Origin of the sequence: Ferruginibacter sp. SUN106 (genome assembly GCF_050611765.1) — a bacterium.
In the GTDB taxonomy this organism is placed as follows: domain Bacteria; phylum Bacteroidota; class Bacteroidia; order Chitinophagales; family Chitinophagaceae; genus Ferruginibacter.
In genome coordinates, this window is sequence record NZ_JBODJC010000004.1 from 559,000 (window position 1) to 585,088 (window position 26,089).

A 26,089-nucleotide genomic window follows, 5' to 3' on the forward strand; every position below is an offset into this window, starting at 1 on the left:
TTGTGTAATCTGTGTCATCTGTGGCAAAAGAAAAACGGCTTTAGCCGTTCTCCAGAATAAATTTGCGCAAGAGGTTTAGTGCAGTAACTGCGGTTAATTGTATATTCCTCGCCCTGTCGAAACGGAAAAAGAGTTTTTGAGCAATAATTTTTTCGGCATTGCCGATAGCAACCCAGGCAGTGCCTACAGGTTTTTCGGGCAGGCCACCACCAGGCCCCATAATACCACTCACCGCTATCACGTAATCAGATTTAATATTCTGCAAAGCGCCTTTAGCCATTTCGGTCACCACTTCTTCACTCACTGCACCTTTAGTTAACAGGGTCTGATGATTAACATTGAGCAGGTCTTCTTTGGCGCCATAAGAATAACTCACCACGCTGCCATCATAAAATGCTGATGAACCGGGGATTGAAGTAAGCAGGTGGGCAATATAACCGCCGGTACAACTTTCGGCAGTACACATGGTTTGATTTTTTTGCAAGAGTAATTTGCCTACTACCTGTTCCATGAGTTCATCAATATTGGTAACGAGGTATTCTTTTACTAATGATTGCAGTTGCCCAAATTGTGCATCAATTTCTTTTTCTGTTGCGGCTTTATCAAAACCTGAGGTTGATAAACGCAAACGCACCATGCCGTAATTAGGTAAGTACGCTAACTTAATATGCGATGGTAATGCAGTTTCAAAATTCTGAATGAGGTCTGCTAAAAAACTCTCTCCCACACCGGCAGTTAATAAAGTACGGTGAATAATAACCGGCAGTTCAAATTGTTTTACCAGGGATGGGATCACATCATCTTCCATCATGCCTTTCATTTCATTGGGTACGCCGGGCATGCTTACGTATATTTTTCCTTCTTTGTTAAAAAGCATACCAGGTGCAGTACCTCTTTTATTCTGAATAACGGTACACACATCTGATACTTCGGCCTGCAATAAATTTCTTTCGATCATGGGCCTGTTTAGCCGGGTAAAAATATCGATGACGTTTTGTTTAGCGCCTTCATCAATAATTAATTTGCCGCCAAAATATTTGCACAATAATGGTTTGGTAATATCATCAGCAGTGGGGCCAAGGCCACCGGTGATCAAAATAATATCTGCATGTTTGCTTTCTTCATCTAAGGCGCTCCATATTTCATCCCATACATCGCCTACAGCCAAACGCCTTACAACAGGTATGCCGGCTTTGTTTAATTCCTGTGCCATCCAGGCGCTGTTGGTATCTATCACCTGGCCTATTAAAAGTTCATCGCCAATGGTGATGATGGTTGCTTTGATCATAATTTAAAAAGAAAGATAAAATAAGGGGAATAGTTTATTAAAAAGATACATTTTCATAAATATCTGCAAGAGAAATTTGTTCATCAATCACTGATAATTTTATTTCATCCTGCAAAGAAGTGTAGGTGGTAATTTGCCAACTGCCATTTTCCTGTTTAACACCAACTTCTACTTTTACCAGCTCGTAAGAATTGATCATGATGATTTCTTTTACATTTGCCATCTGCATATAATAAAAGAATTTTCTGCGGTCGTTAGCTTCGGTTGATTTGGAAATAACCTCAAATATTACTGATGGGTTTTTTACCGTATCAAATTTATCTTCAGTCAATTCCGGCTCTCCACATATTATCATTGCATCAGGATAGACATACGCATTGGCCGAAGAAATACTTAACCTAAGGTCGTTTACGAACATTTTGCAATCATTACTTTTTACCTTCGAAGACAGATTGCCAGCCAGGTTCATTACAATTTGATTATGGTTTAATGAAGCACCCTGCATTACCACAAGGTTGCCGTTATAGTATTCGTTTTTATTTTCTGTACTTTCTTCAATTTCCCAATATTCCTGCAAGGAATAAAAATTATATTGTAGCGCAGGCTCCTCTACTTTATTTTCCATGCATCAAATTTAAATCTTTTAGTTTTGACAAATAAATTTATTTGCTCATGAAATGGCTGATGATAACACTGCTGGTTTGCATTTGTTCAAACATACAGGCGCAAAATATTGATGCCCGGTTAACTGCTGCAATTAAAGGCCTTGAAAACGATGCCCAGTTTAAACATGCCATACTAAGCATGTATGTAGTGGACAGCAAAACCGGTAAAGTTATTTTTGACAGGAATGCACAAATTGGTTTGGCACCGGCGAGTTGCCAGAAAGTGGTAACGAGTGTTAGTGCTTTTGAATTGCTGGGGAAGGAGTATAAATACAAAACTGATATTGGGTATAGTGGTAAAATTGTGGACACTTTAATAACAGGCGATATTCATATTGTAGGGTATGGGGATCCAACTTTAGGAAGCTGGCGTTATAACAGTACTACGCCTGAAGGATTTTTTACAGCTATGACACAATTCTTACGTAAAAAAAATATCAGGAGCTTTAAATCCATTGTAGTTGATGATACCAAATGGGGCTCACAAAGTATTCCTGATGGCTGGGTTTGGGAAGATATTGGAAATTATTATGGAGCAGGAGCAAGTTCTTTTAACTGGAATGAAAATCAATACAGCATTATTTTACAATCTGGGCAAAAGGTTGGAGATAAAGTAAAAGTAGTGAGTTCGGATTTAGGCAGGTATCATAAATGGATCAATGAATTAAAAACTGCTGAAAGAGGAACAGGAGATAATGCTTATATTTATTTAGGTAGTAATAGTAAACTGAATGTTTTAAGAGGAACAATTCCTCTATCTGAAAAAACATTTACTATATCCGGTGCCCAGCAAAATGGATTTAATTTATTTGTAAATGATTTTAGAGAAAGAGCTTTAAAAATTAACCTGGATTATTCATTTATTGAAGTCGATGGGGAAACTAACTTCATTTCACACTTGCCCCGGGAAATAGGTTTTGATTCTTTATTATACACATACTATTCTCCAACACTTGATAGCATCAACTACTGGTTTTTAAAAAAGAGTGTGAATTTATATGGCGAAGCTTTTGTAAAAACCATTGCTTACGAAAAAACAAAATCTGGTTCCACCGATACCGGCATTGCCATCATCAAAGATTTCTGGAATAAAAATGGTATAGAAAAATCAGCATTAAATATTATTGATGGCAGCGGACTATCGCCCGCTAACAGGGTTACCACAAATGCATTGGTTACAGTAATGCAATATGCCCAAAAGCAAAAATGGTTTGCTTCTTTTTATTACGATCTGCCGGAGATCAACGGCATTAAAATGAAAGATGGTTATATCAATGGCGTAAGAAGTTATACGGGTTATGTAAAAAGCAGGTCGGGTGAAGAATATACCTTCTCTTTTATCGTCAATAATTTTGATGGAAATCCCGGAACCGTGAGGGAAAAAATGTGGAAGGTACTGGATATTTTAAAGTAGCTTTATCGATACACAATCAACCTAAACTAAAGTATTATGTCAGAACAAAATTTTAAAAATCATTCCCGCTATGTTCCCTTATTTCATTTTGTAGCATTTCCTGCGGCAATATTTCCATTGGTTAGCAGTGTGATACATTTGTTTAAAACCATCGGCGATGGCAGCGGACGCCTGCATGCTGCTGCAATGGTATCATTATCTGTGGCTTTGGTTTTGGCACTCTGGTTTGCAAGGGCATTTGCATTAAAAGCGCAGGACAGGGCTATTCGTGCCGAAGAAAATTTCCGCTATTATATTGCTACCGGAAAAACTTTTGACAGCAGGCTGCGTATGGGCCAGATCATCGCTCTACGTTTTGCAGGTGATAATGAATTTGTAGCACTGGCTAAAAAAGCGGTGGATGAAAACCTTTCTGCCAAACAAATTAAAATGGCCATCACCAACTGGAAGGCCGATAATAACAGGGTGTAATTTTGTGACAGATAAAAATAAACTTTGCTCTTATGAAATCTTTTTTATTATGCTTGCTGATTGGTTGTTCATTGCATGCTGCAGCACAAATAAAATACGAACGCACAGCATTGATAACAGGCGCTTTTTTTGATCCTTATTCTCACACCAGCGATTCTATGGTATTTCCTCGTAACAGGAATAAGCTGAGCTTTGGAGATGAAGTTAATATCGATCTCCAGAGTTTTTTTTCTTTACGCAATGAAAGATTAAGATTATCAGCAGGTGTGGGATTTAGCCAGCGCCACTTTTCGATGAGTAAGTTTAATGCCGGTGATTTTATATTGTTGTTTATACCATTTGCCACTTATAAAGATACCGCTTACCTCACAAAAGTAAGATCTAGCAGCCAATATATTAATGTGCCGCTGGGCTTCGAATATCGCTTATCAAACAGCGATAATCGCACGGTTACTTTATTTGCAGGATTACGATTGATCAATAGTTTTAAAATTGCCGCTACAACAGTTGCCACTCCTGATACAAATTATTTCAGGCCAAACAGTACGCAATTGAGTGCCATCAACAATTCTTATAACAATGATATCAATAGTTACCTGTTGCGTATTGAACCTTATTTAGACATGGATATTCATTTTGCTAAAGGGTATGGAATGCGGCTGGGTTTATTCCCGATTAGTTTTTATGTAACGCCATGGTCAAAAAAAATTACACAAACTGCAACAGCAATTGGTGTAAATTTTTCTTTGTATAAAAAAATAATGGCTAAGAAATAGGTTAGAAATAATGTTTCAATTTTTCTTTAAGTACTTCCGGCATTTCGCAACGCTTCATAGTTTTGGCATCAATAAAAAATAAAGTTACTTCGCCGGTATTCAGTAATTCATCCTGCTCATTATAAATTTCGGCATAAAAAACAATTTTATGATGAGCAGGCATTTCCCTCAACGTGGTTTTAATAGTGATGAGGTCATCATATTTGGCAGGCCTTAAAAAACGGCTGTGTATATCCACTACCGGCATAATAATGCCTAGTGCTTCAATCTCTTTATAGGTATAGCCCAACTGTCGTATGGCTTCTGTACGGCCGATCTCGTAAAACTGTGCATAGTGGCCATAATACACCATGCTCATCTGGTCGGTGAGGGCATAGTGAATGCGTATTTGTGTTTCGGTTACAAACATAATTTTACTTCATTTCTTCAAGATTATCGCCAATTGTATCAACGGCTGTATCTTCCTTAATTTGTCTTACAAGAAATTCTGTTATTGTTTTGGCATATACCAGCATTGTAGTTGCCAGGATGATAGTGATCAGAAATTCAGGGATACTTTCTTTGGGTAAAATAAGATTGGGGCCTTCGTAAGATATTGACTGATTTCTTTCTTTGATGTGTTCGTACAGTTTTATCAATAACTTCGGTAACCTTGTAGTTAAAATATAAGCACCCATGGCTACAAACGTTACATACAATACGTCTTCTTTTTTTAAAACAATTTTAATTTCATTGGAAAAAGATATTCCCGAAGCAATTTTCTGTGCAATAGTTTTTGACCTTCTAATTAAAACTGTTGCCACAGTAATGTAAAAAATAAGGTAGAATAAATTAAGGGTTACAGTATAAAAATCACCCGCCAAAGTCAGGCCCTGTTCAAACCAGCGGTATAAAACCCATAAAAAGTACGGCACTGTTTCTACTGCATTATAACCTACCAGCAATGCGATGATGAGTATGGCTAACTGAATGGGGTCACTATTTTTCATGAATTATTTTTTATTTTCCAATCATACTATCCACACTTACTCTGCCCGGGCCAACCAGGAGTAAAACAATATAGCTGCAAAGAAACAACACTACTTTTTCATTATCTGCAGATATATGCCCATGATCAACCTTAAAAATGATCACACAGGTAACAATGATCAATGGAATAGTTGCAAGGCGTGTAAACAATCCTAAAATTAAAAACAGTGAGCAAAAGAATTCTGCAAAAACCGCCAGTGCCAAACTCAGGGTACTGCCAATGCCCATAAAATTCATAAAATCATTTTTGTAATGGGCAAAATGCATCAGTTTATCATAGCCATGCAGCAGCATTAAAATGCCGGCAGCTAAACGGAGCACTAACATTGCAGTGCTGAAAGCCCCTGCAGAATACTTTGTAGAAAGTAATTTTTTCATTTTCTTTTTTTAGTTTTAAGGTTATCGAATTTTTTAGTTGACAATTTTACAAAATCCTTAACAGCGAAACAAAAATACATTCGTTTAGCATATAACAGTTATCCACTTATTCACAATAAACTTGGAACGGTGTTTGCATAACTGGCATTATAGTTAATTTTACAATTGGCAAAAAGCCTGAATTTACCGACATGATAAAACACAAACTCATCGCCCTGCTACTTACTGCCGGGCTTTATTTTACAGCAGTTGCACAACCCACTAATGCGGTTACCGATTCAGAAAAAAAATATAAAGATGCTAAGGAATTGTTTGTAAAAGAGCAGTTCGCACTGGCTTATCCGCTGTTTAAAGAACTGAAGGAACAGTACCCGGATAACAGCATCAGCAACCATACATATCTTAACGACGATATCAGTTATTTTTATACCGTTTGCGAATTGAAACTGGTGCAACCTGTTGCAGAAGACGAAGCCAAACGCTATATCGATGTGGTGAGCAATGAGCCCCGCAGGCAGCTGATGAGCTATCACCTGGCAAAGTTTTATTTTACAAAAGAAGATTTTAGCAATGCTATAACATATTACGAAAGAGCAGGATTGGATAACCTCAGTAACGAAGAAATTGCCGATGCAAAATTTGAAAGAGCCTACTGCTATTTTAATTTAAAGCAATTTGAAGAAGCCAAACCTTTGTTTGATGAGATACACCAGTTGCCGGGTAATAAATATTATTTTCCTGCAAATTATTATTATGGTTTCATCAGCTATTACGATAAACAATATAACGAAGCTTTAAAATCTTTTAAATTAGTAGAGACGAGAGAAGAATACAAAGGCGTGGTGCCTTATTATATTGCCGAGATCTATTATTTCCAGGGCAAGAAGGAAGAATCATTGCGCTATGGAGAAAGTGTATTGGCCAGGGGAGGCACTTTATATTATGAAAAAGAAATGAAATTGCTGATGGGGCAATTGCATTTTGAGAAAAAGGAATTTGGAAAAGCATTACCGCTTTTGGAATATTATGTAAACAATACTGACAAAGTTGATAAAGAAGTATTGTACGAAGTAAGCTACTGTTACTACCAGGATAATCAATTACAAAAAGCTATAGACGGATTTAAACAATTGAGTAATCAAAAAGATTCGATGGGGCAAAACAGTATGTACCTGCTGGGGGATTGTTATTTAAGAACCGGGCAAAAAGCCAATGCAAGAAACGCTTTTCAGTATTGTGCATATAATAACAGCAACGCAAAGCAACAGGAAGTATCCCGTTTTATTTATGCTAAATTATCTTACGAATTAGGTTACCAGGATATAGCTTTAAATGAACTGAAAAAATTCCTCAACGATTATCCTAATTCAGATTACGAAACAGAAGCCAAAGAATTATTAGTAGGGCTTTTGGCAAACACCAATAATTTTTCTGATGCATTAACCTTGTATGAATCGCTGGGCAAACCAACAGTAGCCATGCAAAAAGTATATCCGAGAATTTTATTTGGTAAAGCTGTGGAATATGTTAACGATCAGCAAATAATAAGGGCCGATGAATTATTGACTAAAGTATTAGCTGATCAATACGCAGGCCCGATACTGCCTTACGCAAATTTCTGGAAAGGAGAAATAGCCTTACGCAACCAGAAATTTGATGAAGCCATTAAATACATGACGGCTTATTTACAGAGCAGTGCACCATCACAGGGTGAAGCAACACCACAGGCGGCCCGGTATAATTTAGGCTATAGCTGGATGAAGAAAGAAAACTACAAACAGGCATTAAATTATTTTGAGCAGGTTACAAAATCAGTAACAGTAACTTCTCCTGCAATGGAACAAGATGCGTATGTACGCAGCGCAGATTGTTATTTTATGAACCGTGATTTTTCAAAAGCCAACGGTATGTATGATAATGTGATCAGCAATGCATTGCCGCAAAGTGATTATGCTTATTTTCAAAAAGCAATGATCGCTGGTGTAAAAAGCTCTGCAGATAAAATTAAAACGCTTAATACACTTACAAGATTATATCCGCAAAGTGGTTTGGTGCCTGATGTTACCATGGAAATAGCTAATACCTATATGGCCGATGAAAAATTCAGGGATGCGATTCCTTACCTGAATAATATTTTAACGATGCCTGATGCAGGGGGATTAAAACCAACGGCTTATTTAAAATTAGGCTTGAGTTATTACAATATCGATAATAATAAAGATGCGCTGACCAATTATCAAACCTTGATTCAGAAATATCCGCAATCACCTGAAGCAGATGAAGCGCTGGATAATATCAAAAGTATTTATGTAGAAGATGGCAAGCCGAATGAATATGTGGAACTGATGCGTAAGAATGGTAAGAACATTTCGGTAAGTGAAGCTGATTCATTAACCTATACTTCAGCGGAATTAAAATACAATGCTAATGATTGCGGCGCCGCAATAACTGGCTTCAATAACTATTTATCGCAATACCCTAACGGTTCTTTTGCTTTGGAAGCAAATTATTTCCGCAGTGAATGTTATAATAAGAATAAGGATTTTCAAAATGCTCTTACAGGGTATAACTACGTAAATGCAAAAGGCCTGAACCGTTATTTTGAGAAAGCAACATTAGAAGCAGCAAGGATCAATTATTTTGAATTGAAGAATTATGCAGAGGCAAAAAGATTCTTTGAATCATTATTGAGTGGTACTGCCAACCAGGATAATATTTTAGAAGCTTTAAGAGGGTTGGTAAGATGTCAGTACCTGTTGAAGGATTATTCTAAGGCGAATGAAACAGCAAAAACATTACTTACTAAAAAAGGTATCAGCACAGATGATAAATCAATTGCCTTTTTAGTATTAGGTAAATCGCAGCAACTGGGTGGTGATTGTGCTGCAGCTATTGCTTCATTTAAATCTTGTGCGGCTATCAACAAGGCAGCATGGGGTGCGGAAGCCAGGTATGAAATTGCCAACTGCCAGTTTACTTCTAATAACCTGGCCGCAGCAGAAAAATCAGCAATGGCTGTAATTAAAGAAACCGGTTCTTACGATTATTGGGTAACTAAATCCTATATTTTACTGGGCGATATTTTCATGCAGCAGAAAGATTATTTCAATGCTAAAGCTACTTACGAAAGTGTGGCTAAAAATTCTGTGATCCCTGAATTGAAAAATGAAGCACAGCAGAAACTGGATAAAGCAACGGAGGAAGAAAAGGCAGGGAGTAAAATAACAGGTAATTAGGAATCGGGTTCGCAACAAAATTAAAAGAAGTTAAAATAATAAGAATGAAAAGGCAAGCAAAAAAATATTTAATGTTTAATGTTCAATGTTCAATATTCAATAGAAGAAAAGGCAAAATGCTTTGTATTACAGGTATATTGTCTATTGCCTGTTGCCTGTTGTCTGTTTCGGTTTCTGCCCAAAAGGACACCACTAAAAAAGGAACTACTATCGATATTACATCGGCATACAAACCGGTATTGCGTAATGCGGTGAAAATAAATTTTTCGGCATCGCATTTAAATGCCGATACAAGCAAACCTAAAATGAATTATACTGTACCGGCACAGAATTTATTTTATTCTTATCAGCCCATTACTTTAAAACCTTTGGCATTACAGCAGGATACTAATCTGAATTTAGGATTAAGAAATTACCTGAAACTTGGTTTTGGTAATTTTTCTACACCTTATGTAAGCGCAGGTTTTAGTTTTGGCGATGGCAAAACAAGTTTATTGAATTTATATGCAGATTATATTTCTTCTAAAGGAAAAATAAAATACCAGGATTATTCTCAGCTGAACCTTAAAGGAACGGGCAGTTATTTTATGGAGAAGAATGAAGCGTATGCCAGTGTGAATATCAGCCAGCATGATACTTACTTATATGGCTACGATCATACTTTATATAATTATAAAAAAGACAGTATCCGCAATCAGTACCAGGATATAACACTAAAGGCAGGCATAAGAAATACCACTGTAGGTGATTTTGGCATTAAGTACAATCCCAATGTGCAGGTAAATATCTTCACTAATAAAAACAGGTTAAGTGAAAGTTCTTTAATTGTAAGTGCGCCAATAGAAAAACAATTTGGTGAAGCGATGTCAATAAAAGTAGAAGGCAAGGCAGACATCACTTCTTACACTACAAAAGATCTTACCAGCAATGTAAAGATCAGCAACAATGTTTTCCAGGTAGCACCGGCATTGGCTTTTGCATCGCCAAGGTTCAGCATTAATGCAGGCATTACACCAACCTGGGATAATGGAAATTTTGTGTGGTTACCGAATGTGTATGCAGAGGCACAGGTGAAAGAAAAAGTTTTCATGATACAGGCAGGCTGGGTAGGAACATACACTAAAAATACTTTCCGTAACCTTTCAGCCATCAATCCTTATTTAAAAACCATTGCATCTCAAACCAACACTAAAGAAATTGAGTATTATGGTGGCATAAAGGCAACCATGGGCAAACACTTTAATTTTAGTGCTAAAGCAGGCTTTATCAGTTATACTAACTTTCCATTGTTTATTAATGATACCGCAACCGATAACAAAGCATTTAAAACAGTATTTGAAGGCAAAGGCAATAACCTGCGTATTCATGGCGACCTGAGTTATATTAACCAGGATAGGTTTACCTTAACCACCGGGCTTACATTAAATGGTTATACCGGCTTTAATAATAATGGTAAAGCATGGAATACCATACCAATGGAGCTGACCAGTTCACTGCGTTGGTGGGCATTTAAACAGGTATTGCTGAAAGGTGATTTTTATATGTTTGGGGGTGGTAATTACATTGCCAAAGGGAATAGCACCAAATCATTTAATGGCGGCACTGATTTAAGTGCAGGAATGGAATTTAAAGTAAATAAAATGTTCAGTGCATGGCTGGATGTGAATAATATCCTCAACAATAAATACGAACGCTGGCATAATTACGAAGTGTATGGACTGAACGTGCTGGGAGGGGTGAGGATTACTTTCTAATGGAAATAAGGAAAAATGTTCAATGTTCAACGCTCAATGTTCAATTTCCAATGAAATACAGCAGTATTTTATTGCTTCAATTTTAAAAAACTGTTGAAAATGTAACGCTATGCATTTTTATTGATTATTGTGCATTGAACATTGAGTATTGATTATTTCTTAACTGCTCAAAATATCCCAGGAAATTCAACTTTTAGCCTCTAAAGCCATCGCTTTGGACATTCGATTTTCCGTCATACCTTTGCACAACCCCAAATGTTATGCACCAGTTAATCGCTTCATATCTTTTTCAAAATAAAACCTGCCCTTTGCCGGGCCTGGGTATTTTATCTGTAGTGGCAGGTAAGGCAGAATCAGATTTTTTAAACACAACAATTAAAGCGCCGCTGCCAAGAATTATTTTTGAGGCCAAAGAAAATGATGCCAGCAATTTGCTGGATTATGTAGCTTCAAAAACTAATAGTACGGTTTTAAATACGATAGATGCATTGGGGCAGTTTTGTAATAACCTTAAAGCGGCAGCCATTAGCAATAAACCTGCAATATTGGATGGAGTAGGTAATTTTTTCACTGATTCTTCAGGCAACATCAATTTTAAATCCAGCCAGTTACCTGCTGTTTTTTTGCAACCGGTAAAAGCAGAACGGGTAATACATCCGCAGGCAGAACACCAGATATTAGTAGGTGATAAAGAAACCACCAATACCGTAATGACGGAATATTTTAACGAAACTCCGGAAAAATCAAGTCGCTGGTGGGTTTGGGCCATTGTGTTAGGAACATTTGCTATACTGGGTTTATTGTATTATTTAACTATGGATAAAACAGCCTCTGCATTCGGAGGAAATACAACCCCTATTCAATAAATGAAAAAGTGGACTAAAATAGTAATGTTCTGTACCTGCTGCCTGGCTTTTATTGGCTGCGACAGGTTAACAAAAGATCTTGCTAAAGAACATTTAAAAGATAAGCAAGCCATTACTTATCTGAATGATACAGTAAGATTGCAATACGTTGAAAATACCGGGGCTGCTTTAAGTTTGGGAGATGACCTGCCTAAGGCGGTAAGTTTTTGGTTACTGAGTATTTTACCTTTAGCAGTATTATTGGGATTGTTTATCTACACTATAAAAAACCTGCAGCAAATGGGCACGATGAAAATATTTTCTATCGCCCTTGTTTTTTCCGGCGGCGTTGGAAATATTATCGACAGAATAGTATTCGACCGGCATGTAACCGATTTCATGAATCTCGGTATTGGCAATATACGCACAGGAATTTTTAATGTGGCTGATATTTGTGTAACTGCAGGTGTTATCGGATTACTCTTGTTTTTTAATGATAAAAGAAATACACCAACTATTACTTCTAACGAACTACCTGCACCATAAAGTCTTTCTTCATGATCCATTATACTAACTGTCCTGTTTGTTCTTCTCAAAATATTGCTCCTGCGTTAACAGCAAAAGATTATACTGTTTCTCAAAAAGAATTTGCTGTATGGCATTGTAATGCCTGTACAGCAAGGTTTACACAGGATGTACCGGAACAAAATGCTATCGGGCCTTATTATCAATCGGATAATTATATTTCTCACAGCGATACAAAAAAAGGTTTCGTTAATACTTTATATCATGCCGTAAGAAAACGTACGCTTGATAAAAAGAAAGCGTTGATCATCGGCCAGGTAGGTATGACAAAAGGAGAGATACTGGACATTGGTTGCGGTACCGGCGCCTTTTTAAATACGATGAAAACGGCAGGCTGGGGCATTACCGGTTTAGAGCCGGATGATACAGCAAGAAAAAAAGCTGCAGAATTGTATAGCATTAATCCGCAATCGCCGGAACAATTATTTCAATTAAAGCCTGCCTCATATCACGCTATCACTATGTGGCATGTGCTGGAACATGTGCACGAGTTACATGCGTACATCAAACAATTAGCTGAGCTGATTACACCGCAGGGAAAGATATTTATTGCAGTACCAAATTATACTTCTAAAGATGCAGATATCTATAAAGAGTTTTGGGCGGCTTATGATGTGCCCAGGCATCTTTATCATTTTTCGCCGGCTTCAATGAAAGTATTGCTTAGCACTTATAATTTGAAACTTACCACTATCAGGCCGATGTGGTATGATAGTTTTTATGTGAGTATGCTCAGTGAACAATATAAAAACGGGAAAGGCAATATCATCAAAGCATTCTGGAACGGATTGATCTCTAACTTAAAAGCAATGGGTGATAAAACAAAATGCAGTTCGGTGATCTACGTTATCAGTAAGTAGTTTAAACAAAGAAGTCAACTTTTTAAAAGTTGACTTCTTTAGTATTGAAAAGCATTTGATTAGTTAAACGAAATCTCAAACATTTTCGGCCAGCGCTTACCGGTAATGTACATTTTTTTAGTAGTGCTATCGTAAGCAATACCATTCAATACATCTGTTCGCTGATCTACAATTTCTTTAGGAAAATATTTTTCTTTAAGATCAGGCAATTCCATTTTACCAACAATTTGCCCGTTTGCCGGATCGATCTTTACAATATCATCAGTTTGCCAAACATTGGCATAAATAAATCCATTGACATATTCTAATTCGTTGATTGAATCAACGGATTTTCCATCTTCTGTTACAGCAATAGTACTTTTTACTTTAAAGGTTTCGGCATCTACAAAATAAAGGTTGGCACTGCCATCGCTGATGATCAGGTCAGTACCATTATTGGTCATGCCCCATCCTTCGTAAGGCCATTGAAATGTTTTGATAGGCTTATCGATATTGTTTTCATCGTAAACATATACGATATGATTCTTCCAGGTAAGCTGGTATATTTTTCCTTTGAATACCTGTATGCCTTCTCCGAATATAGCCGTGTCGGTATAAAAATGTTTCTTTTCTACCTTACCGGTTTTAATGTCTGCGATACGTAAAGTAGATTCCTGTTCCATACCAGTTCCTTCATAGAATTTTCCATTGTAAATTTGCAAGCCTTCGGTGAAGGCGCTGGTATCGTGAGGGTATACATTCACAATATTGTAACTGATCTTTGGTGTTACTTTTGGTACGAGGGCGGGGTCAACAACATCCTGTTTATCTCCACCTCCATTACAGGCTGCAAAAAAAATGATTACCGCCAGGGATAAAATATATTTCATATCTGATTAAATAATATCCGCAAAAGTAACAAACTGCAGCAGATCTGCTGCAGTTTTATTGGTAAAAGATTGTAAAATGCCAGCTATTATTGCGCTGTTTTGGTATACACAATATTTCTTTGCCGTAAGTAATCCAGTATAAAATTAAAACAGCTTTCATTATTGCCTACCAACTCAGGCGGAAAAACACCTTTGGCAGTAAACAATTTATTGATGAGCATATTTAATGCTGCGGTGCAGGTATAGCCTGTAGTGCGGCTCATACTGCTTGTTGCTGTTATGGTATCATACTCGTCATACAGATCGTAATGAATGGTTTTGCCTTCGCCTTTTATCGTTATGGCCATTAGTGTAAACTCCTCTTCGGTTGGCCCCAGTTTCCATTGATCAAAAAGTAAACTGGAAGTAAATTCCAATGGGATAATTTGCTGTCCTTTAAAATTAACAGGGCTTGAATTTAAAAATCCTGCTTTTATTAATCCCTTCATCAGGTCGATATGGCCGGGGTAACGCAGGGTTTTTTCTTTCATGTTGGGAATATGGCTCATCGTAAATAAAATACTCCGCAAGCCATCAGTGTTAAATGATTCCAATGTGCCCACATTATTGAAGTCAATTAATTCAGCATCGCTTAAAGCCGGCTTGGTTACAATATGGCTATTCTCTACATAGCGTGCCGGCCGGGTATATTCTTCCAGCACATCAATGGGAGAGAAGGGGGCTTTGTATTCAAAGGGTTGAATTCTTCTCTTCGGTAAGCCGCCTACCATGCATTCAAAACTGTCAATTTTCATTCTCTCGTTATGGTAACCTAGAATTAAATTACTCATACCCGGTGCCACACCACAATCAACAATTGCGGTTACACTATTTTCTTTGGCCAAAGCATCCAGTTGCAAAGCATCTTCAGGAAAAAAAGAAATGTCCACTACATTTTTTTTGGCGTTGATGATGGCTTCTAAAGTTTTATACCCCATAAAGCCGGGCACAGCGCTGATCACGAAATCAAAACCCTGTAGTAAATTTTTGTAGTTGTCGTAGTCACTCAAATCTGTTTGCACAGTAGTGATCAGTTTGCTTTTTTGTTGTAATAATTGTAATGACTGTTCACTTACATCAAAAGAAGTAACGGAATAATTTTTTACTACATCAATTGCCATGGCACGACCTACCATGCCGGCACCTAATATTGCTATTTGCATAAAATATGTTTTTGTACCTTGAAGCTCCGGCTTCAAGTCTTTTCGTAATGATTGTGTATTTTGAAGCTCTTGCTTCAAGTGTTTTTTGTAACGAAATGAGTAATTCTTTGGAGCGACATTGGCGTCCGCCGCGGCGGATCAACAATTGTATTTCCTGTCATTTTTATTGCAGCGATTGCGACGTTCCATTCATCATAATGGAAATGTAGGCTGAGTGCCTGTAGAAATGTGCGTATGAGTTTTTTGTAAGCAACCTTAATTTACTTTTATAATTCCGGCTGTAAAGTTACACCCGTTTTCCTAAAATCTTTACACTTCTTTCAATGCCATCCAGCAAAGCAATATTTTTTAAATGCCCCCATTCTTCAAAACCCAATGCCATAAAGAGTTGCAGGCTGGGTGTATTGTGGGCAAAGATGAAACCGAGTAAAATATTTATTTCGAATGAGCCGGCATTGTCAATACAATATTGTAATATTTTTTTGCCATAACCTTTTCCTCTTTGTGCCGGATCGAGATAAATGCTGATCTCTGCAGTGCCATCATAAGCCGGCCTTCCGTAAAATGCCTGGAAGCTTACCCAGCCAATGGTATTGCCATTATCATCTTCCACCATCCACAACGGATGTTTATCAGCAGTATGTTCATCAAACCATTGCTGCCTGCTTTCTACCGACACAGGATCGGTATCAGCAGTTACCATGCGGCCTTCAACAGTTGAGTTGTAAATGGCTACGATGGTGACCAGATCATTTTGTATGGCATCTCTGAATTGCATAAATGCAATAATTTATTTTTTCTTACTCACTAATTTTAATTCGCTGATAATATTTTTTGCCCCGGCAAATTTGTCTACAATAAATAATACATAACGGATGTCCACCATTATATTGCGGCAAATATTTTTATCGTAATTAATATCACTCATCGTACCCTCCCAAACCCTGTCAAAATTTAAGCCCACTAAATTACCATAACCATCCAATGCAGGGCTACCGCTATTACCACCTGTAGTGTGATTAGCGGCAATAAAACATACCGGCTGACGACCATTAACACCGTAAGGGCCAAAATCTTTTTTATTGTACAGGTCAATTAATTTTTGTGGCACATCAAATTCATAATCTCCGGGTTTGTATTTTTCCATTACACCATCCAGATAAGTATAGAAATCATATTTAACTGCATCTCTTGCATTGTAACCTTTTACATTGCCATAAGTTAAACGTAAAGTACTGTTGGCATCGGGGTAAAAAACTTTCTTTGTAAACACATCCATCTGTGCCTGCATATAAGTACGTTGCAACTGATTGATGTTTGCCTGTAATTCATTCAGCCCGGGAGATACATTAGCAACATAGGTTTTTAAAATATCTGCATATAGAGCCGCAGCAACATCAGTAGTTACAGATTGCGTACCGCCGGTAGCAATTCCGGTTAATAAATTTTTAAGTTTAACCGGATCTGTCAATACAGTCTGGCTGTAAACGGCTTTTGCCAATGCTGCAAAGGAGTTGCCATTTTCTGCCAGCATTTTTTTCAGTAGTGGAGATACGTTTTCTTCTTTTTGATCTTTCACATACATTTCCATCAACACTTCAAAAAGTTTTTGATCTACTGTAGCATTGTATTCACCAAATAACCCGTCTAGTTTTTCATTTACATCAGTTAATGTTTTTTTGTAGGTAGCATCGTCTTTGCCGGATGCGGTTACAGCAGCAATAGCATTGGTGGCAATTGTAAACAATTCTATTTTGGGAATGATCTCATTATAGTAATCACGGGCATAACCAAAAGGCTCAATGTCTGCATAAGCCTGGTTTAATTTTTTTAACAGGTCAACATAACCGGCATTCATGGCGGGTTGCAATAAAACAATTTTTTCAAAGCCAGCTTCCAGTTCTTGTTTTTTGCCAACAGCATTAGATGCTTTCAAACCGAGTACTTCGCCTTTCCATTTTTTATAGGCATTTTCTATAGTAGCATATTTTGCGGCATACTGAATTTTTATCTGTTCATCTTTACGCATAAAACTATTGAGTACCTGCAATGCTTTTTCACGGATACCAATTTTTGCAGGGTCACTTACAGTCATCGTTTGCGCTACTGCTGCAGAAGGTAAATACTCCATCGTTCTTCCGGGAAAACCAAACACCATAGTAAAATCACCTTCCTTCATACCGTCTAATGAAATGCTTAAACTGCGTTTTGGTTTGTAGGGCACATTATCCGGAGAATAATCTGCAGGCTTATTGTCCTTACCTGCATAAATGCGGAACATACTGAAATCGCCGGTATGTCTTGGCCACATCCAGTTATCGGTATCTTTTCCAAAATTGCCAATAGAAGAAGGTGGCGCACCTACCAGGCGAACATCTTTGTAAGTTTCGGTAATGAAAATAAAATATTTATTGCCATCAAAAAAAGGGCGGATCAAAATATCCTGGTAGCTTTCTTTTTGTACCGTCTTTTTAAATTCATTGATATTTTTATCAATAGTACTTTGTCTTTCTCTTTCGCTCATGCCCGCAGTAACACCATTTAGTATTGGTACTGTTACTTCATTAATACTTATAATGAAAGTAGCAAACAAGCCGGGGTTTTGTAATTCCTGTCCGTTATTGTAAGCCCAAAACCCATCACGGATATAATTGTTTTGTATAGAAGAATGATTTTGTACGGCATCAAAACCGCAATGGTGATTGGTGAGTAGTAAACCTTTATCAGAAATTACTTCGGCAGTACAAAAGCCGCCAAAGCTTACAATCGCATCTTTTAAACTTCCTTTACTGATATTATAAATGTCAGCAGCACTGATCTTCATGCCCATCTTCTTCATTTCTTTTTCATTCAGTGTTGCCAGTAATTGCGGCAACCACATGCCTTCATCGGCAAAACTTTTAGCAACAAAAGAAAGCGTAACAATAAACAGTAGAAAGTATTTTTTCATAAATGCAATTTAAGAAACAAATGTAGGGAAATGTTTGTTGGGGTGGGGCACCTCTTAAAAGGTGACTCACCCCGATTAAAGTGTTGCAGAAAAACAATTACTGTAGCAATTATAAAGGTGAAGTAAAAAGGGTATAGCTACTATTGCAGTTTTTTTATTGTAGCCGGGTGGGTCACCTCTTAAAAGGTGGCTCACCCCGATTAAAGTGCCGCCGAAAAATAAATACTGTAGCAATTATAAAAGTGGAGTAAAAAGGGTATAGCTACTATTGCAGTTTTTTATTATAGCCGGGTGAGTCACCTTTTAAGAGGTGACTCACCCTTGGAGTTATTTACCTTAACCCTTTTAATCCTCTCACTTTCTCCAGATAACTTTCAAACTCTTTTAATCCAAAGCTGCTTAAATTCTGTTCTTTAGTCACCATTGCTTTTTGTGCAGCCAACACACCATAACGGATATCATCAAAACCCTCAATAGTATGAGCATCGGGATCGATAGAGATCAACACATTTTTTTGCAGTGCATAATCAATATGGCGCCAGTCAATATCCAGGCGGCTCGGGTGGGCATTCAGTTCGATAGCCACATGATTGGCAGCGCAGGCATCAATAATTTTTTTATGATCAACAGGATAACCTTTACGGCTTAATAACAATCGTCCCGTCATGTGTCCGAGAATGGTAGTGTAAGGATTTTCAATAGCGTTCAGTAAACGCAGCATCGCTTTCTCTTCACTCATTTTTAAATTGCTGTGTACAGACACTATTACTAAATCAAATGTAGAGAGAATAGTATTGGTATAATCCAGGCTGCCATCATTTAAAATATCGCATTCAATACTTTTAAAAATTTTAAAGCCGGTGATTTTATCATTCAGTTCATTAACGTATTGTTGTTGTGCTGCAATTCTTTCTTCATTTAAACCCTGTGCGTAAAAAGCACTCTTGCTGTGATCACTGATCACCAGGTATTCAAAGCCCTTTTCCTTAGCCGCTTTGGCCATTTCTTCTAAAGTATAACTACCATCACTCCAGTTACTATGGCTGTGAATGATACCTTTGATATCGCCGGGCTGGATAAGATCAGGGATAGTAATTGCTTTTGCCTTTTCAATAATAGCTGCAGTTTCTCTTAAACAAGGAGGAATAAAACTGATTTTCGCCTGCTCAAATATGGCTTTTTCTCCTTTGGAATAATCAATGGAGGGGAATTGCTCTTCAAAAACAGCCGTAAACTCAGCACTACCACTGGTGGCAAAAATGCGTTGTTGAAAGTTTGCTGTACCTGTGTACAACCTTAAACGGAGGCCGTTTAATAATTTATAGAGTAAACTATCGGGCTTTTCTTCTAATAATTCCGGTGGATTAGCACTTACAAACTTTGGTTTTATCAATTCATTGGTACTATTCACCACAAATTCCAGTTCATCTATAATTTCCACCTGCCTTTTAAAAGCGCCGGTAATAAAAACATTTTCTGGTGAGAATAATTTTTCTAAATAAGCAATGATCTGCGGCACTACAGCTTCTACCTGTGGATATAAATAGCTGCCCTGGTTGTGTAAATAATATTCAATTGTTTCAATAATGTTCTGTTGCGTTTTTTCACCAAAGCCTTTGTATAATTTCAAACGGTTTTCCTGGCAGGCATATAATAATTCGCCAATGCTTTCTATTTCCATCTCTTTCCATATGGTATGAATTTTTTTTGGCCCGATGCCTTTTATGTTCAGTAATTCAATAACACCCGGCGGTGTTTTACTGATCATTTCCTGCAATACTTTTAACTCCCCGGTTTCTAATAATTCAATAATTTTTTTTCCTGTTGATTCACCAATACCTTTTATCACCGGAATTTTTTCAACCGGTGTATTACTTAATTGCTCTGTTAAATTTTCAACATGATAGGCCGCAATAGCATAAGTTTTTGCCTTAAAACTATTTTCGCCATGTATGTCCATTAATTTGCTTAAAAGGGAAAAATTTTCCGCTATTTGGTAATTATCCATGTTTCAAAAGTAATAAAATCAAAAATAGGGGAGCCGCTGATTTTTGAAAATCGGGAAAATTCCGGTTATAATTTTTATAACAGGTCACAAAAAATATTGCATCAAGTGAATTGCAGAAAAATAAAAACAACTTGTAAAGCAAAATTTATTTCACCGCAAGTGATTGTAAAAAAATAAAAAATATTTGCATTGCTTGTTTTAACAGAAAGTGAATGAGCAAAAATGGCATCTGCTGTAATGTAGTGTCAGAAAGGGTTTCAAAAGAAAAACCCCGGTAAAATTACCAGGGCTTCCGTATTTTTTTGCTTTAAAAAGCAAAGCTTACTTTTTCTTAGCAGCTTTTTTTGCAGCTTTTTTAGGAGCAGCTTTCTTTGCAGCTTTTTTAGGAGCAGCTTTCTTTGCAGCTTTTTTTGGAGCAGCTTTTTTTGCAGCTTTTTTCTTTGTTGCCATTTTTTTAAATTTAATTGGTTAGTAAATAATACTTAAAAATAGAAATATTTCTTTAACTAACAAAAAAAATTAAATATTTTTTAAGCGGTTGGCTCCACGGCTTGAACAGAAACTATATTTCTGTCACCTTTTGTTTTTCTGAATTCTACTAAACCATCGGTTAATGCAAAGATGGTAAAGTCTCTTCCAACACCAACATTTTTACCAGGATGGTAAGTTGTGCCGCGTTGACGGATAATGATGTTACCTGCTAATGCTGGTTGACCACCATAAATTTTTACACCTAATCTTTTGCTGTGTGAATCTCTGCCGTTTTTTACGGAACCTTCACCTTTTTTATGTGCCATGTTTTTAAGTTTTAAGTTTTAAGTTCTAAGTTTTAAGTTAAAGAGAAAAGTTTTTAAACATACACTCATAACTTATCACCTATAACTTTCTTTAAGCTATTGCTGTTACTTTAATGTGAGTGTACTGTGTACGATGTCCGTGTTTTTTACGGAAACCTTTTCTTCTTTTCATTTTAAAAGCGATCACTTTATCGCCTTTAATAAGGTCGCTGATAATTTCAGCTTTAACTACAGCTTTTACATCAGCACCGGCAACAATACTGCCATCGCTTTCTGTAAATAATACTTCTGCAAATTCAACCTGGTCTCCGGTTTTACCTGCAATGTGAGGCACATATAAGCTGTCGCCTGCTTTAACTTTAAATTGCTGACCTGCTATTTTTACTACTGCTAACATAAATATCCCAAATTTAGGACGGCAAAGGTAAGGGTTTTAACTGAAAATTGGTACAGCTAAACAGAAAAAATATATCCACCAAAATAGCCTCTTTGGGGACAAAACGGGCTTTACAGCCTGAAAATCAGTGCCCAGCAATTCATTTACCCCTGTAAACAGGTTATCTTCGCAGGCTATTATGCAGTATTTTTTGCGTTTTATACAAATTATTTATAGCCTTTACGCTATTATAGTGTTCACAGGCTTCCTCATATTGATATTTCCGCTGGTGATCATCGCTTCCTTTTTCGGCAAAATTAAAGGGGGCAATTTTATATATAAACTCTGCCATACCTGGGCTGATTTCTTCCTGTTTATGCTGGGCATACGCACACAATATATATATGAGAGCACAATGGACCGCAGTAAGCAATACGTATTTGTGTTTAACCATATTTCTTATGTTGATATTCCGCTGTTAATGAAGGCCATCCGCAAACAACATTTCAGGGTTTTGGGTAAAGCCGAAATGACCAAAATCCCCATTTTCGGGTTTCTATATAAATGTACCGTGGTTTTGGTAGACAGGAATAATGCTCATAACAGGGCTAAAAGTGTACTGCAGTTAAAAAGCGTGATCAAAAAAGGTATATCGATAGTTATTAGTCCCGAGGGCACATTTAATACAACCCACCGGCCGCTGAAAGAGTTTTACGACGGTGCTTTCAGAATTGCCATTGAAACGCAAACGCCCATTAAGCCGGTTTTATTTTTAGATGCCTACGACCGTAATAATTATAAAAGTATTTTTTCTTTTACACCAGGTAAATCAAGAATTGTTTATTTAGATGACATACCGGTTGAAGGATTGACAATTAAAGATGTAAAGGAACTAAAGGACAGGGTGTATAAACTGATGGAAGAAAAACTGATCGGGTATAAGGTGAGTTGGATCAGGAAGGTTGATAGTGTATAGTTCATAGTTCGCACAAGCAATGCAAGTCAATATCTTTGCAAAACAATTTTTGGAAAACAACACCAACATATTATTTACCGAACCATCCTCCGGCCTTTGGGCCGAAGTGATTTTGCCTCTGGCATTGCCACAAACTTATACCTATTCTATTCCTGTTGCATTAGCAGATAAAGTAAAGCCAGGCTGCAGGGCAGAAGTGGAATTGAAAAATAAAAAATATGCAGGGGTAATAAAAACTATACTTGATAAAGAACCGGCGTACAAAACCAAACCGGTAATGAATGTACTGGACGATGAGCCTATCCTGTATCCGCAGCAATTACAACTCTGGCAATGGATGGCACAATACTATATGTGCAGCGAAGGGGAAGTGATGGCGGCGGCATTACCGGCGCATTTTAAACTAAGCAGCGAAACCATTTTATTATTTAATGATGAAGCCGGCGAGGATTTTTCTCACTTAGGGGATGAAGAATTTTTAGTGGCCGAAGCATTATTGATAAAAAAAGAATTGCGTTTATCAGAAGTGCAGCAGATACTGGACATTAACCATGTGTACCCGGTAATAAAAAAACTGATTGAGAAAAAAGTATGTATTGTATGGGAAAGCCTGGATGAAAAGTACAAAGCCAAAAAAGAAAATTATGTGGTTTTAAATCCGGCTTTTAATAATGAAGAAGAGCTGAGTAAAAAATTAAACGACTGGAAAGGAGCTCCCAAGCAAATGGAATTATTGCTGGCCTATTTACATTTGGAAAAATCTACCGGTGATGTTTTACAAACTGATCTATTAAAAAAATCCGGCGCCACTGCGGCCCAACTAAAAGGGTTGACAGATAAAAATATTTTGTGGGTAGAAAAGAGAAGTGTGGACAGAATTAAAACCCTGCCCAGGAATGTGGATGTTGATTTTGAATTCAGCACCGCACAACAGGAAGCCAGCGATGCTGTAGCCAAAAGCTTTGACAAAAAAAATGTTTGCTTACTACATGGTGTTACCGGCAGTGGTAAAACCCAGGTGTATGTAAAACTGATGGAGCAATATTTTAAAGCCGGCCAACAGGTATTGTATTTGTTGCCCGAGATTGCACTTACTGCACAAATTATCCGCCGCCTGCAAAAACATTTTGGCGGCAATATTGCTATCTACCATTCTAAATTTAATGATAACGAAAGAATAGAATTGTGGAATAAAATAAGAACAGGCGAAGTGAAAATGGTATTGGGAGCAAGAAGTGCTTTGTTCCTTCCTTTTAAAAATTTAGGATTGATAATAGTGGATGAAGAACACGATGCTTCTTATAAACAGCAGGATCCCTCGCCAAGATATAATGCAAGAGATGCTGCTATTTATTATGCAGGATTATTTAAGGCGCAGGTTTTATTGGGCAGTGCCACCCCTTCGGTAGAAAGTTATTTTAATGCAGTTAATAATAAATATGCGTTGGTGGAATTGAATGAACGCTTCGGTGGTATCAATCTTCCTTCTATTGAAATTGTGGATGTGCGGCAGGTGGCAAAAAAAGGTAAAGTGATGATCAGTCCGCAACTAAAGGAAGCCATGCAGCAGTCATTGGATGCAGACAGGCAGGTAATTCTTTTTCAAAACAGGAGAGGTTACAATCCTTATTTAATTTGCGGCACTTGCGGCTTTATTCCGCAATGTGAGCATTGTTCTGTTTCATTAACATTGCACAAGCACAGCAATAAACTGCATTGTCATTATTGCGCCAGTCAGTACCCCAAATTAATTACCTGCCCGGCATGTGGTAATAATAACTGGTTAGAGAAAAATTTTGGAACAGAAAAAATAGAAGAACAACTGGAAGAAGACTTTCCTAAAAATAAAATTGCAAGGATGGATGTAGATAGTGTGAGAGGGAAAAAGGCGCATGATAACCTGATACAATTATTTGAACAACATCGCCTGGATATTTTAGTAGGTACACAAATGGTGGTAAAGGGATTGGATTTTGATAAAGTAAGTTTGGTAGGTATTCTGGATGCTGATGGTTTATTAAGTTTTGCCGATTTCAGGGTTAATGAAAGAGCCTTTCAATTAATGGAGCAGGTGAGTGGAAGAGCCGGAAGGAAAAATGCACAGGGGAAGGTGGTTATACAGGCCACGAATGTTAAGCACCCGGTTTTACAATTAGTACAGCAGCATGATTATAAAAAAATGTACGAAAATGAAATTGTAAACCGCAAAGAATTTTTCTATCCGCCTTACAGCCGGATTGTTTTACTAACTTTAAAACATAAGGATAAAACAGTTGTTGCTAATGCGGCAGATAGGCTGGCTGCGTTATTGCGGCAAGATCTTAAAGATTATATTGTTGGCCCGGCGGCACCGGTGATCAACCGCATCCGTAACCAGTATTTAATGGAAATATTAATTAAGTTGCCAAAGGAACATGGTATGAGTATGACCTACAAAAAAGTCATCCGCAATCATATTAATTTATTGGGGGGAGAAAAAAGTTACAAGAGCGTGCATGTGGTAGCGGATGTAGACACAAACTAAATTAATAATGGATAATGAATAATTGATAATGCAGATACAACCCAACATCTCACTAAAAAAATACAATACATTCGGGATAGATGTAGTGGCAAAATATTTTGCTTCCTTTAATTCTACAGACGCATTGGGACAATTATTGCAGTATGATGATGCAAGAGCAGCTACACAAAAAAATCAAATACCAATTCTTATTTTGGGTGGTGGCAGTAATATGTTGTTTACTAAAAATTTTGATGGCATAGTTTTAAAAAATGAGATCAAAGGAATTGAAATTATACGTGAAGATGATAATCATGTTTACATAAAGGCAGGAGCAGGTGAGAACTGGCACCAGTTTGTATTGCACTGCATCAGTAACAATTTAGCCGGCGTGGAAAATCTTTCCCTGATACCTGGTAATGTTGGTGCAAGCCCTATGCAAAACATCGGTGCTTATGGGGTGGAGATAAAAGATGTGTTTCATTCTTTAGAAGCATTTCACCTGAAAGAAAAAAAAATAGTTACGTTTAGTTTAAATGATTGCACTTTTGGGTATAGGGAAAGTGTATTCAAGAAAAAATATAAAAACCAGTTTGTAATTACCAGCGTAACCTACAAGCTGAATAAACAGCCCGTATTCAATACTTCGTATGGTGCTATAGAACAGGAGTTGGAAAAAATGGGCGTGCAGGAATTAAGTATCAAAGCTATTTCTGATGCCGTGATCAATATCCGCTCTTCTAAATTACCTAACCCTGCCGAAATTGGAAATGCGGGAAGTTTTTTTAAAAACCCCGAGATCAGTGGCCCCGAATTTCACAAATTAACACAACTATACCCTTCTATTGTTGGTTATCATCTTCCCAACGGTAATGTTAAGCTGGCTGCAGGCTGGTTAATTGAACAATGCGGTCCGCAAGACGCTGTAAGCTGGAAAGGCTACCGCAATGGTGATGCAGGTTGCCACGCTAAGCAGGCGCTTGTGCTGGTAAATTACGGACATGCAAAAGGCGACGAGATATATGCACTAAGCGAATCGATAATAGAAACAGTGCAGCAAAAGTTTGGAGTGATTTTAGAAAGAGAAGTTAACATTATTTAAAGCTG

24 protein-coding genes are annotated in these 26,089 nt (G+C 37.3%); 11 read left to right on the plus strand and 13 right to left on the minus strand.

Annotation, left to right across the window (positions count from 1 at the left end):
- Positions 1–40: 40 nt before the first annotated feature.
- On the minus strand, positions 41–1,288 hold the full coding sequence (locus ACQ334_RS18495) for a CinA family nicotinamide mononucleotide deamidase-related protein (RefSeq protein ID WP_430989741.1): 1,248 nt from the start codon (positions 1,286–1,288) through the stop codon (positions 41–43).
- Positions 1,289–1,325: 37 nt separating this feature from the next.
- Positions 1,326–1,913, minus strand: coding sequence for a Uma2 family endonuclease (locus tag ACQ334_RS18500; RefSeq protein WP_430989742.1), 588 nt, complete (start codon positions 1,911–1,913; stop codon positions 1,326–1,328).
- 47 nt (positions 1,914–1,960) lie between these two features.
- Between ACQ334_RS18500 and dacB the strand changes: the two genes are divergently transcribed.
- The 3 genes from dacB to ACQ334_RS18515 are packed head-to-tail and all read left to right on the plus strand — an operon-like array spanning position 1,961 to position 4,614.
- A complete protein-coding gene (gene dacB / locus ACQ334_RS18505) occupies positions 1,961–3,367 on the plus strand; it encodes a D-alanyl-D-alanine carboxypeptidase/D-alanyl-D-alanine endopeptidase (protein ID WP_430989743.1) in 1,407 nt (468 codons plus the stop codon).
- 36 nt (positions 3,368–3,403) lie between these two features.
- The gene (locus tag ACQ334_RS18510; RefSeq protein WP_430989744.1) at positions 3,404–3,838 is read left to right on the plus strand and encodes a DUF6526 family protein; all 435 of its coding nucleotides are present in this window, start codon (positions 3,404–3,406) and stop codon (positions 3,836–3,838) included.
- Positions 3,839–3,870: 32 nt separating this feature from the next.
- Positions 3,871–4,614, plus strand: a complete 744-nt coding sequence (locus ACQ334_RS18515) for a hypothetical protein (RefSeq protein ID WP_430989745.1) — start codon at positions 3,871–3,873, stop codon at positions 4,612–4,614.
- A 1-nt stretch (position 4,615) separates the two neighbouring features.
- Here the strand turns inward: ACQ334_RS18515 and ACQ334_RS18520 are convergent, their stop codons facing one another.
- The 3 genes from ACQ334_RS18520 to ACQ334_RS18530 are packed head-to-tail and all read right to left on the minus strand — an operon-like array spanning position 4,616 to position 6,021.
- A complete protein-coding gene (locus ACQ334_RS18520; protein ID WP_430989746.1) occupies positions 4,616–5,023 on the minus strand; it encodes an acyl-CoA thioesterase in 408 nt (135 codons plus the stop codon).
- Positions 5,024–5,027: 4 nt separating this feature from the next.
- Positions 5,028–5,603: a hypothetical protein gene (locus ACQ334_RS18525; protein ID WP_430989747.1), complete on the minus strand. Its 576-nt coding sequence runs from the start codon at positions 5,601–5,603 to the stop codon at positions 5,028–5,030.
- Positions 5,604–5,613: 10 nt separating this feature from the next.
- Positions 5,614–6,021, minus strand: a complete 408-nt coding sequence (locus ACQ334_RS18530) for a DoxX family protein (RefSeq protein ID WP_430989748.1) — start codon at positions 6,019–6,021, stop codon at positions 5,614–5,616.
- 191 nt (positions 6,022–6,212) lie between these two features.
- On the opposite strand from ACQ334_RS18530, the gene ACQ334_RS18535 reads away from it, so the two are divergent.
- The 5 genes from ACQ334_RS18535 to ACQ334_RS18555 all read left to right on the plus strand — a co-directional run bounded on the left by ACQ334_RS18535 (position 6,213) and on the right by ACQ334_RS18555 (position 13,301).
- Positions 6,213–9,257 carry a tetratricopeptide repeat protein gene (locus ACQ334_RS18535; protein WP_430989749.1) on the plus strand — a complete coding sequence of 1,015 codons (3,045 nt, stop codon included), beginning with the start codon at positions 6,213–6,215 and terminating at the stop codon, positions 9,255–9,257.
- Between the two features lie 44 nt (positions 9,258–9,301).
- A complete protein-coding gene (locus tag ACQ334_RS18540; RefSeq protein ID WP_430989750.1) occupies positions 9,302–11,011 on the plus strand; it encodes a hypothetical protein in 1,710 nt (569 codons plus the stop codon).
- A 260-nt stretch (positions 11,012–11,271) separates the two neighbouring features.
- Complete coding sequence (locus ACQ334_RS18545) at positions 11,272–11,877, plus strand: hypothetical protein (RefSeq protein WP_430989751.1); 606 nt, start codon at positions 11,272–11,274, stop codon at positions 11,875–11,877.
- Positions 11,878–12,402, plus strand: a complete 525-nt coding sequence (lspA, locus tag ACQ334_RS18550) for a signal peptidase II (protein ID WP_430989752.1) — start codon at positions 11,878–11,880, stop codon at positions 12,400–12,402.
- An 11-nt stretch (positions 12,403–12,413) separates the two neighbouring features.
- Complete coding sequence (locus tag ACQ334_RS18555; protein ID WP_430989753.1) at positions 12,414–13,301, plus strand: class I SAM-dependent methyltransferase; 888 nt, start codon at positions 12,414–12,416, stop codon at positions 13,299–13,301.
- A gap of 59 nt (positions 13,302–13,360) precedes the next feature.
- Here the strand turns inward: ACQ334_RS18555 and ACQ334_RS18560 are convergent, their stop codons facing one another.
- The 8 genes from ACQ334_RS18560 to rplU form a co-directional block, all read right to left on the minus strand.
- Positions 13,361–14,170 (minus strand): glutaminyl-peptide cyclotransferase, encoded by an 810-nt coding sequence (locus ACQ334_RS18560; protein ID WP_430989754.1) that lies wholly within the window; start codon positions 14,168–14,170, stop codon positions 13,361–13,363.
- Between the two features lie 86 nt (positions 14,171–14,256).
- On the minus strand, positions 14,257–15,372 hold the full coding sequence (locus tag ACQ334_RS18565; RefSeq protein WP_430989755.1) for a saccharopine dehydrogenase family protein: 1,116 nt from the start codon (positions 15,370–15,372) through the stop codon (positions 14,257–14,259).
- A gap of 286 nt (positions 15,373–15,658) precedes the next feature.
- Positions 15,659–16,150 carry a GNAT family N-acetyltransferase gene (locus tag ACQ334_RS18570; RefSeq protein WP_430989756.1) on the minus strand — a complete coding sequence of 164 codons (492 nt, stop codon included), beginning with the start codon at positions 16,148–16,150 and terminating at the stop codon, positions 15,659–15,661.
- A gap of 12 nt (positions 16,151–16,162) precedes the next feature.
- Entirely contained in the window at positions 16,163–18,322 is a 2,160-nt protein-coding gene (locus ACQ334_RS18575; RefSeq protein WP_430989757.1) for a S46 family peptidase, read from the minus strand.
- A 331-nt stretch (positions 18,323–18,653) separates the two neighbouring features.
- Positions 18,654–20,330, minus strand: a complete 1,677-nt coding sequence (locus ACQ334_RS18580) for a helix-hairpin-helix domain-containing protein (RefSeq protein WP_430989758.1) — start codon at positions 20,328–20,330, stop codon at positions 18,654–18,656.
- A 321-nt stretch (positions 20,331–20,651) separates the two neighbouring features.
- Entirely contained in the window at positions 20,652–20,780 is a 129-nt protein-coding gene (locus tag ACQ334_RS18585; protein WP_430989759.1) for a hypothetical protein, read from the minus strand.
- A gap of 80 nt (positions 20,781–20,860) precedes the next feature.
- The gene (rpmA, locus tag ACQ334_RS18590) at positions 20,861–21,127 is read right to left on the minus strand and encodes a 50S ribosomal protein L27 (RefSeq protein ID WP_430989760.1); all 267 of its coding nucleotides are present in this window, start codon (positions 21,125–21,127) and stop codon (positions 20,861–20,863) included.
- Between the two features lie 91 nt (positions 21,128–21,218).
- The gene (rplU, locus tag ACQ334_RS18595) at positions 21,219–21,524 is read right to left on the minus strand and encodes a 50S ribosomal protein L21 (protein WP_430989761.1); all 306 of its coding nucleotides are present in this window, start codon (positions 21,522–21,524) and stop codon (positions 21,219–21,221) included.
- 127 nt (positions 21,525–21,651) lie between these two features.
- Between rplU and ACQ334_RS18600 the strand changes: the two genes are divergently transcribed.
- From ACQ334_RS18600 to murB, 3 genes are read left to right on the plus strand one after another with little or no spacing between them, the layout of a single operon-like run.
- Positions 21,652–22,479, plus strand: coding sequence for a lysophospholipid acyltransferase family protein (locus ACQ334_RS18600; protein ID WP_430989762.1), 828 nt, complete (start codon positions 21,652–21,654; stop codon positions 22,477–22,479).
- A gap of 19 nt (positions 22,480–22,498) precedes the next feature.
- On the plus strand, positions 22,499–25,003 hold the full coding sequence (gene priA / locus ACQ334_RS18605) for a replication restart helicase PriA (RefSeq protein WP_430989763.1): 2,505 nt from the start codon (positions 22,499–22,501) through the stop codon (positions 25,001–25,003).
- A 28-nt stretch (positions 25,004–25,031) separates the two neighbouring features.
- Positions 25,032–26,084 (plus strand): UDP-N-acetylmuramate dehydrogenase, encoded by a 1,053-nt coding sequence (murB, locus tag ACQ334_RS18610; RefSeq protein WP_430989764.1) that lies wholly within the window; start codon positions 25,032–25,034, stop codon positions 26,082–26,084.
- Positions 26,085–26,089 lie beyond the last annotated feature (5 nt).

Excerpts from the sequence above, each read along its gene's own strand:
- ACQ334_RS18495 (WP_430989741.1), bottom strand. The coding sequence starts at position 1,288 with ATGATCAAAGCAACCATCATCACCATTGGCGATGAACTTTTAATAGGC.
- ACQ334_RS18500 (WP_430989742.1), bottom strand. The coding sequence starts at position 1,913 with ATGGAAAATAAAGTAGAGGAGCCTGCGCTACAATATAATTTTTATTCC.
- dacB (WP_430989743.1), top strand. The coding sequence starts at position 1,961 with ATGAAATGGCTGATGATAACACTGCTGGTTTGCATTTGTTCAAACATA.
- ACQ334_RS18510 (WP_430989744.1), top strand. The coding sequence starts at position 3,404 with ATGTCAGAACAAAATTTTAAAAATCATTCCCGCTATGTTCCCTTATTT.
- ACQ334_RS18515 (WP_430989745.1), top strand. The coding sequence starts at position 3,871 with ATGAAATCTTTTTTATTATGCTTGCTGATTGGTTGTTCATTGCATGCT.
- ACQ334_RS18520 (WP_430989746.1), bottom strand. The coding sequence starts at position 5,023 with ATGTTTGTAACCGAAACACAAATACGCATTCACTATGCCCTCACCGAC.
- ACQ334_RS18525 (WP_430989747.1), bottom strand. The coding sequence starts at position 5,603 with ATGAAAAATAGTGACCCCATTCAGTTAGCCATACTCATCATCGCATTG.
- ACQ334_RS18530 (WP_430989748.1), bottom strand. The coding sequence starts at position 6,021 with ATGAAAAAATTACTTTCTACAAAGTATTCTGCAGGGGCTTTCAGCACT.
- ACQ334_RS18535 (WP_430989749.1), top strand. The coding sequence starts at position 6,213 with ATGATAAAACACAAACTCATCGCCCTGCTACTTACTGCCGGGCTTTAT.
- ACQ334_RS18540 (WP_430989750.1), top strand. The coding sequence starts at position 9,302 with ATGAAAAGGCAAGCAAAAAAATATTTAATGTTTAATGTTCAATGTTCA.
- ACQ334_RS18545 (WP_430989751.1), top strand. The coding sequence starts at position 11,272 with ATGCACCAGTTAATCGCTTCATATCTTTTTCAAAATAAAACCTGCCCT.
- lspA (WP_430989752.1), top strand. The coding sequence starts at position 11,878 with ATGAAAAAGTGGACTAAAATAGTAATGTTCTGTACCTGCTGCCTGGCT.
- ACQ334_RS18555 (WP_430989753.1), top strand. The coding sequence starts at position 12,414 with ATGATCCATTATACTAACTGTCCTGTTTGTTCTTCTCAAAATATTGCT.
- ACQ334_RS18560 (WP_430989754.1), bottom strand. The coding sequence starts at position 14,170 with ATGAAATATATTTTATCCCTGGCGGTAATCATTTTTTTTGCAGCCTGT.
- ACQ334_RS18565 (WP_430989755.1), bottom strand. The coding sequence starts at position 15,372 with ATGCAAATAGCAATATTAGGTGCCGGCATGGTAGGTCGTGCCATGGCA.
- ACQ334_RS18570 (WP_430989756.1), bottom strand. The coding sequence starts at position 16,150 with ATGCAATTCAGAGATGCCATACAAAATGATCTGGTCACCATCGTAGCC.
- ACQ334_RS18575 (WP_430989757.1), bottom strand. The coding sequence starts at position 18,322 with ATGAAAAAATACTTTCTACTGTTTATTGTTACGCTTTCTTTTGTTGCT.
- ACQ334_RS18580 (WP_430989758.1), bottom strand. The coding sequence starts at position 20,330 with ATGGATAATTACCAAATAGCGGAAAATTTTTCCCTTTTAAGCAAATTA.
- ACQ334_RS18585 (WP_430989759.1), bottom strand. The coding sequence starts at position 20,780 with ATGGCAACAAAGAAAAAAGCTGCAAAAAAAGCTGCTCCAAAAAAAGCT.
- rpmA (WP_430989760.1), bottom strand. The coding sequence starts at position 21,127 with ATGGCACATAAAAAAGGTGAAGGTTCCGTAAAAAACGGCAGAGATTCA.
- rplU (WP_430989761.1), bottom strand. The coding sequence starts at position 21,524 with ATGTTAGCAGTAGTAAAAATAGCAGGTCAGCAATTTAAAGTTAAAGCA.
- priA (WP_430989763.1), top strand. The coding sequence starts at position 22,499 with ATGCAAGTCAATATCTTTGCAAAACAATTTTTGGAAAACAACACCAAC.
- murB (WP_430989764.1), top strand. The coding sequence starts at position 25,032 with ATGCAGATACAACCCAACATCTCACTAAAAAAATACAATACATTCGGG.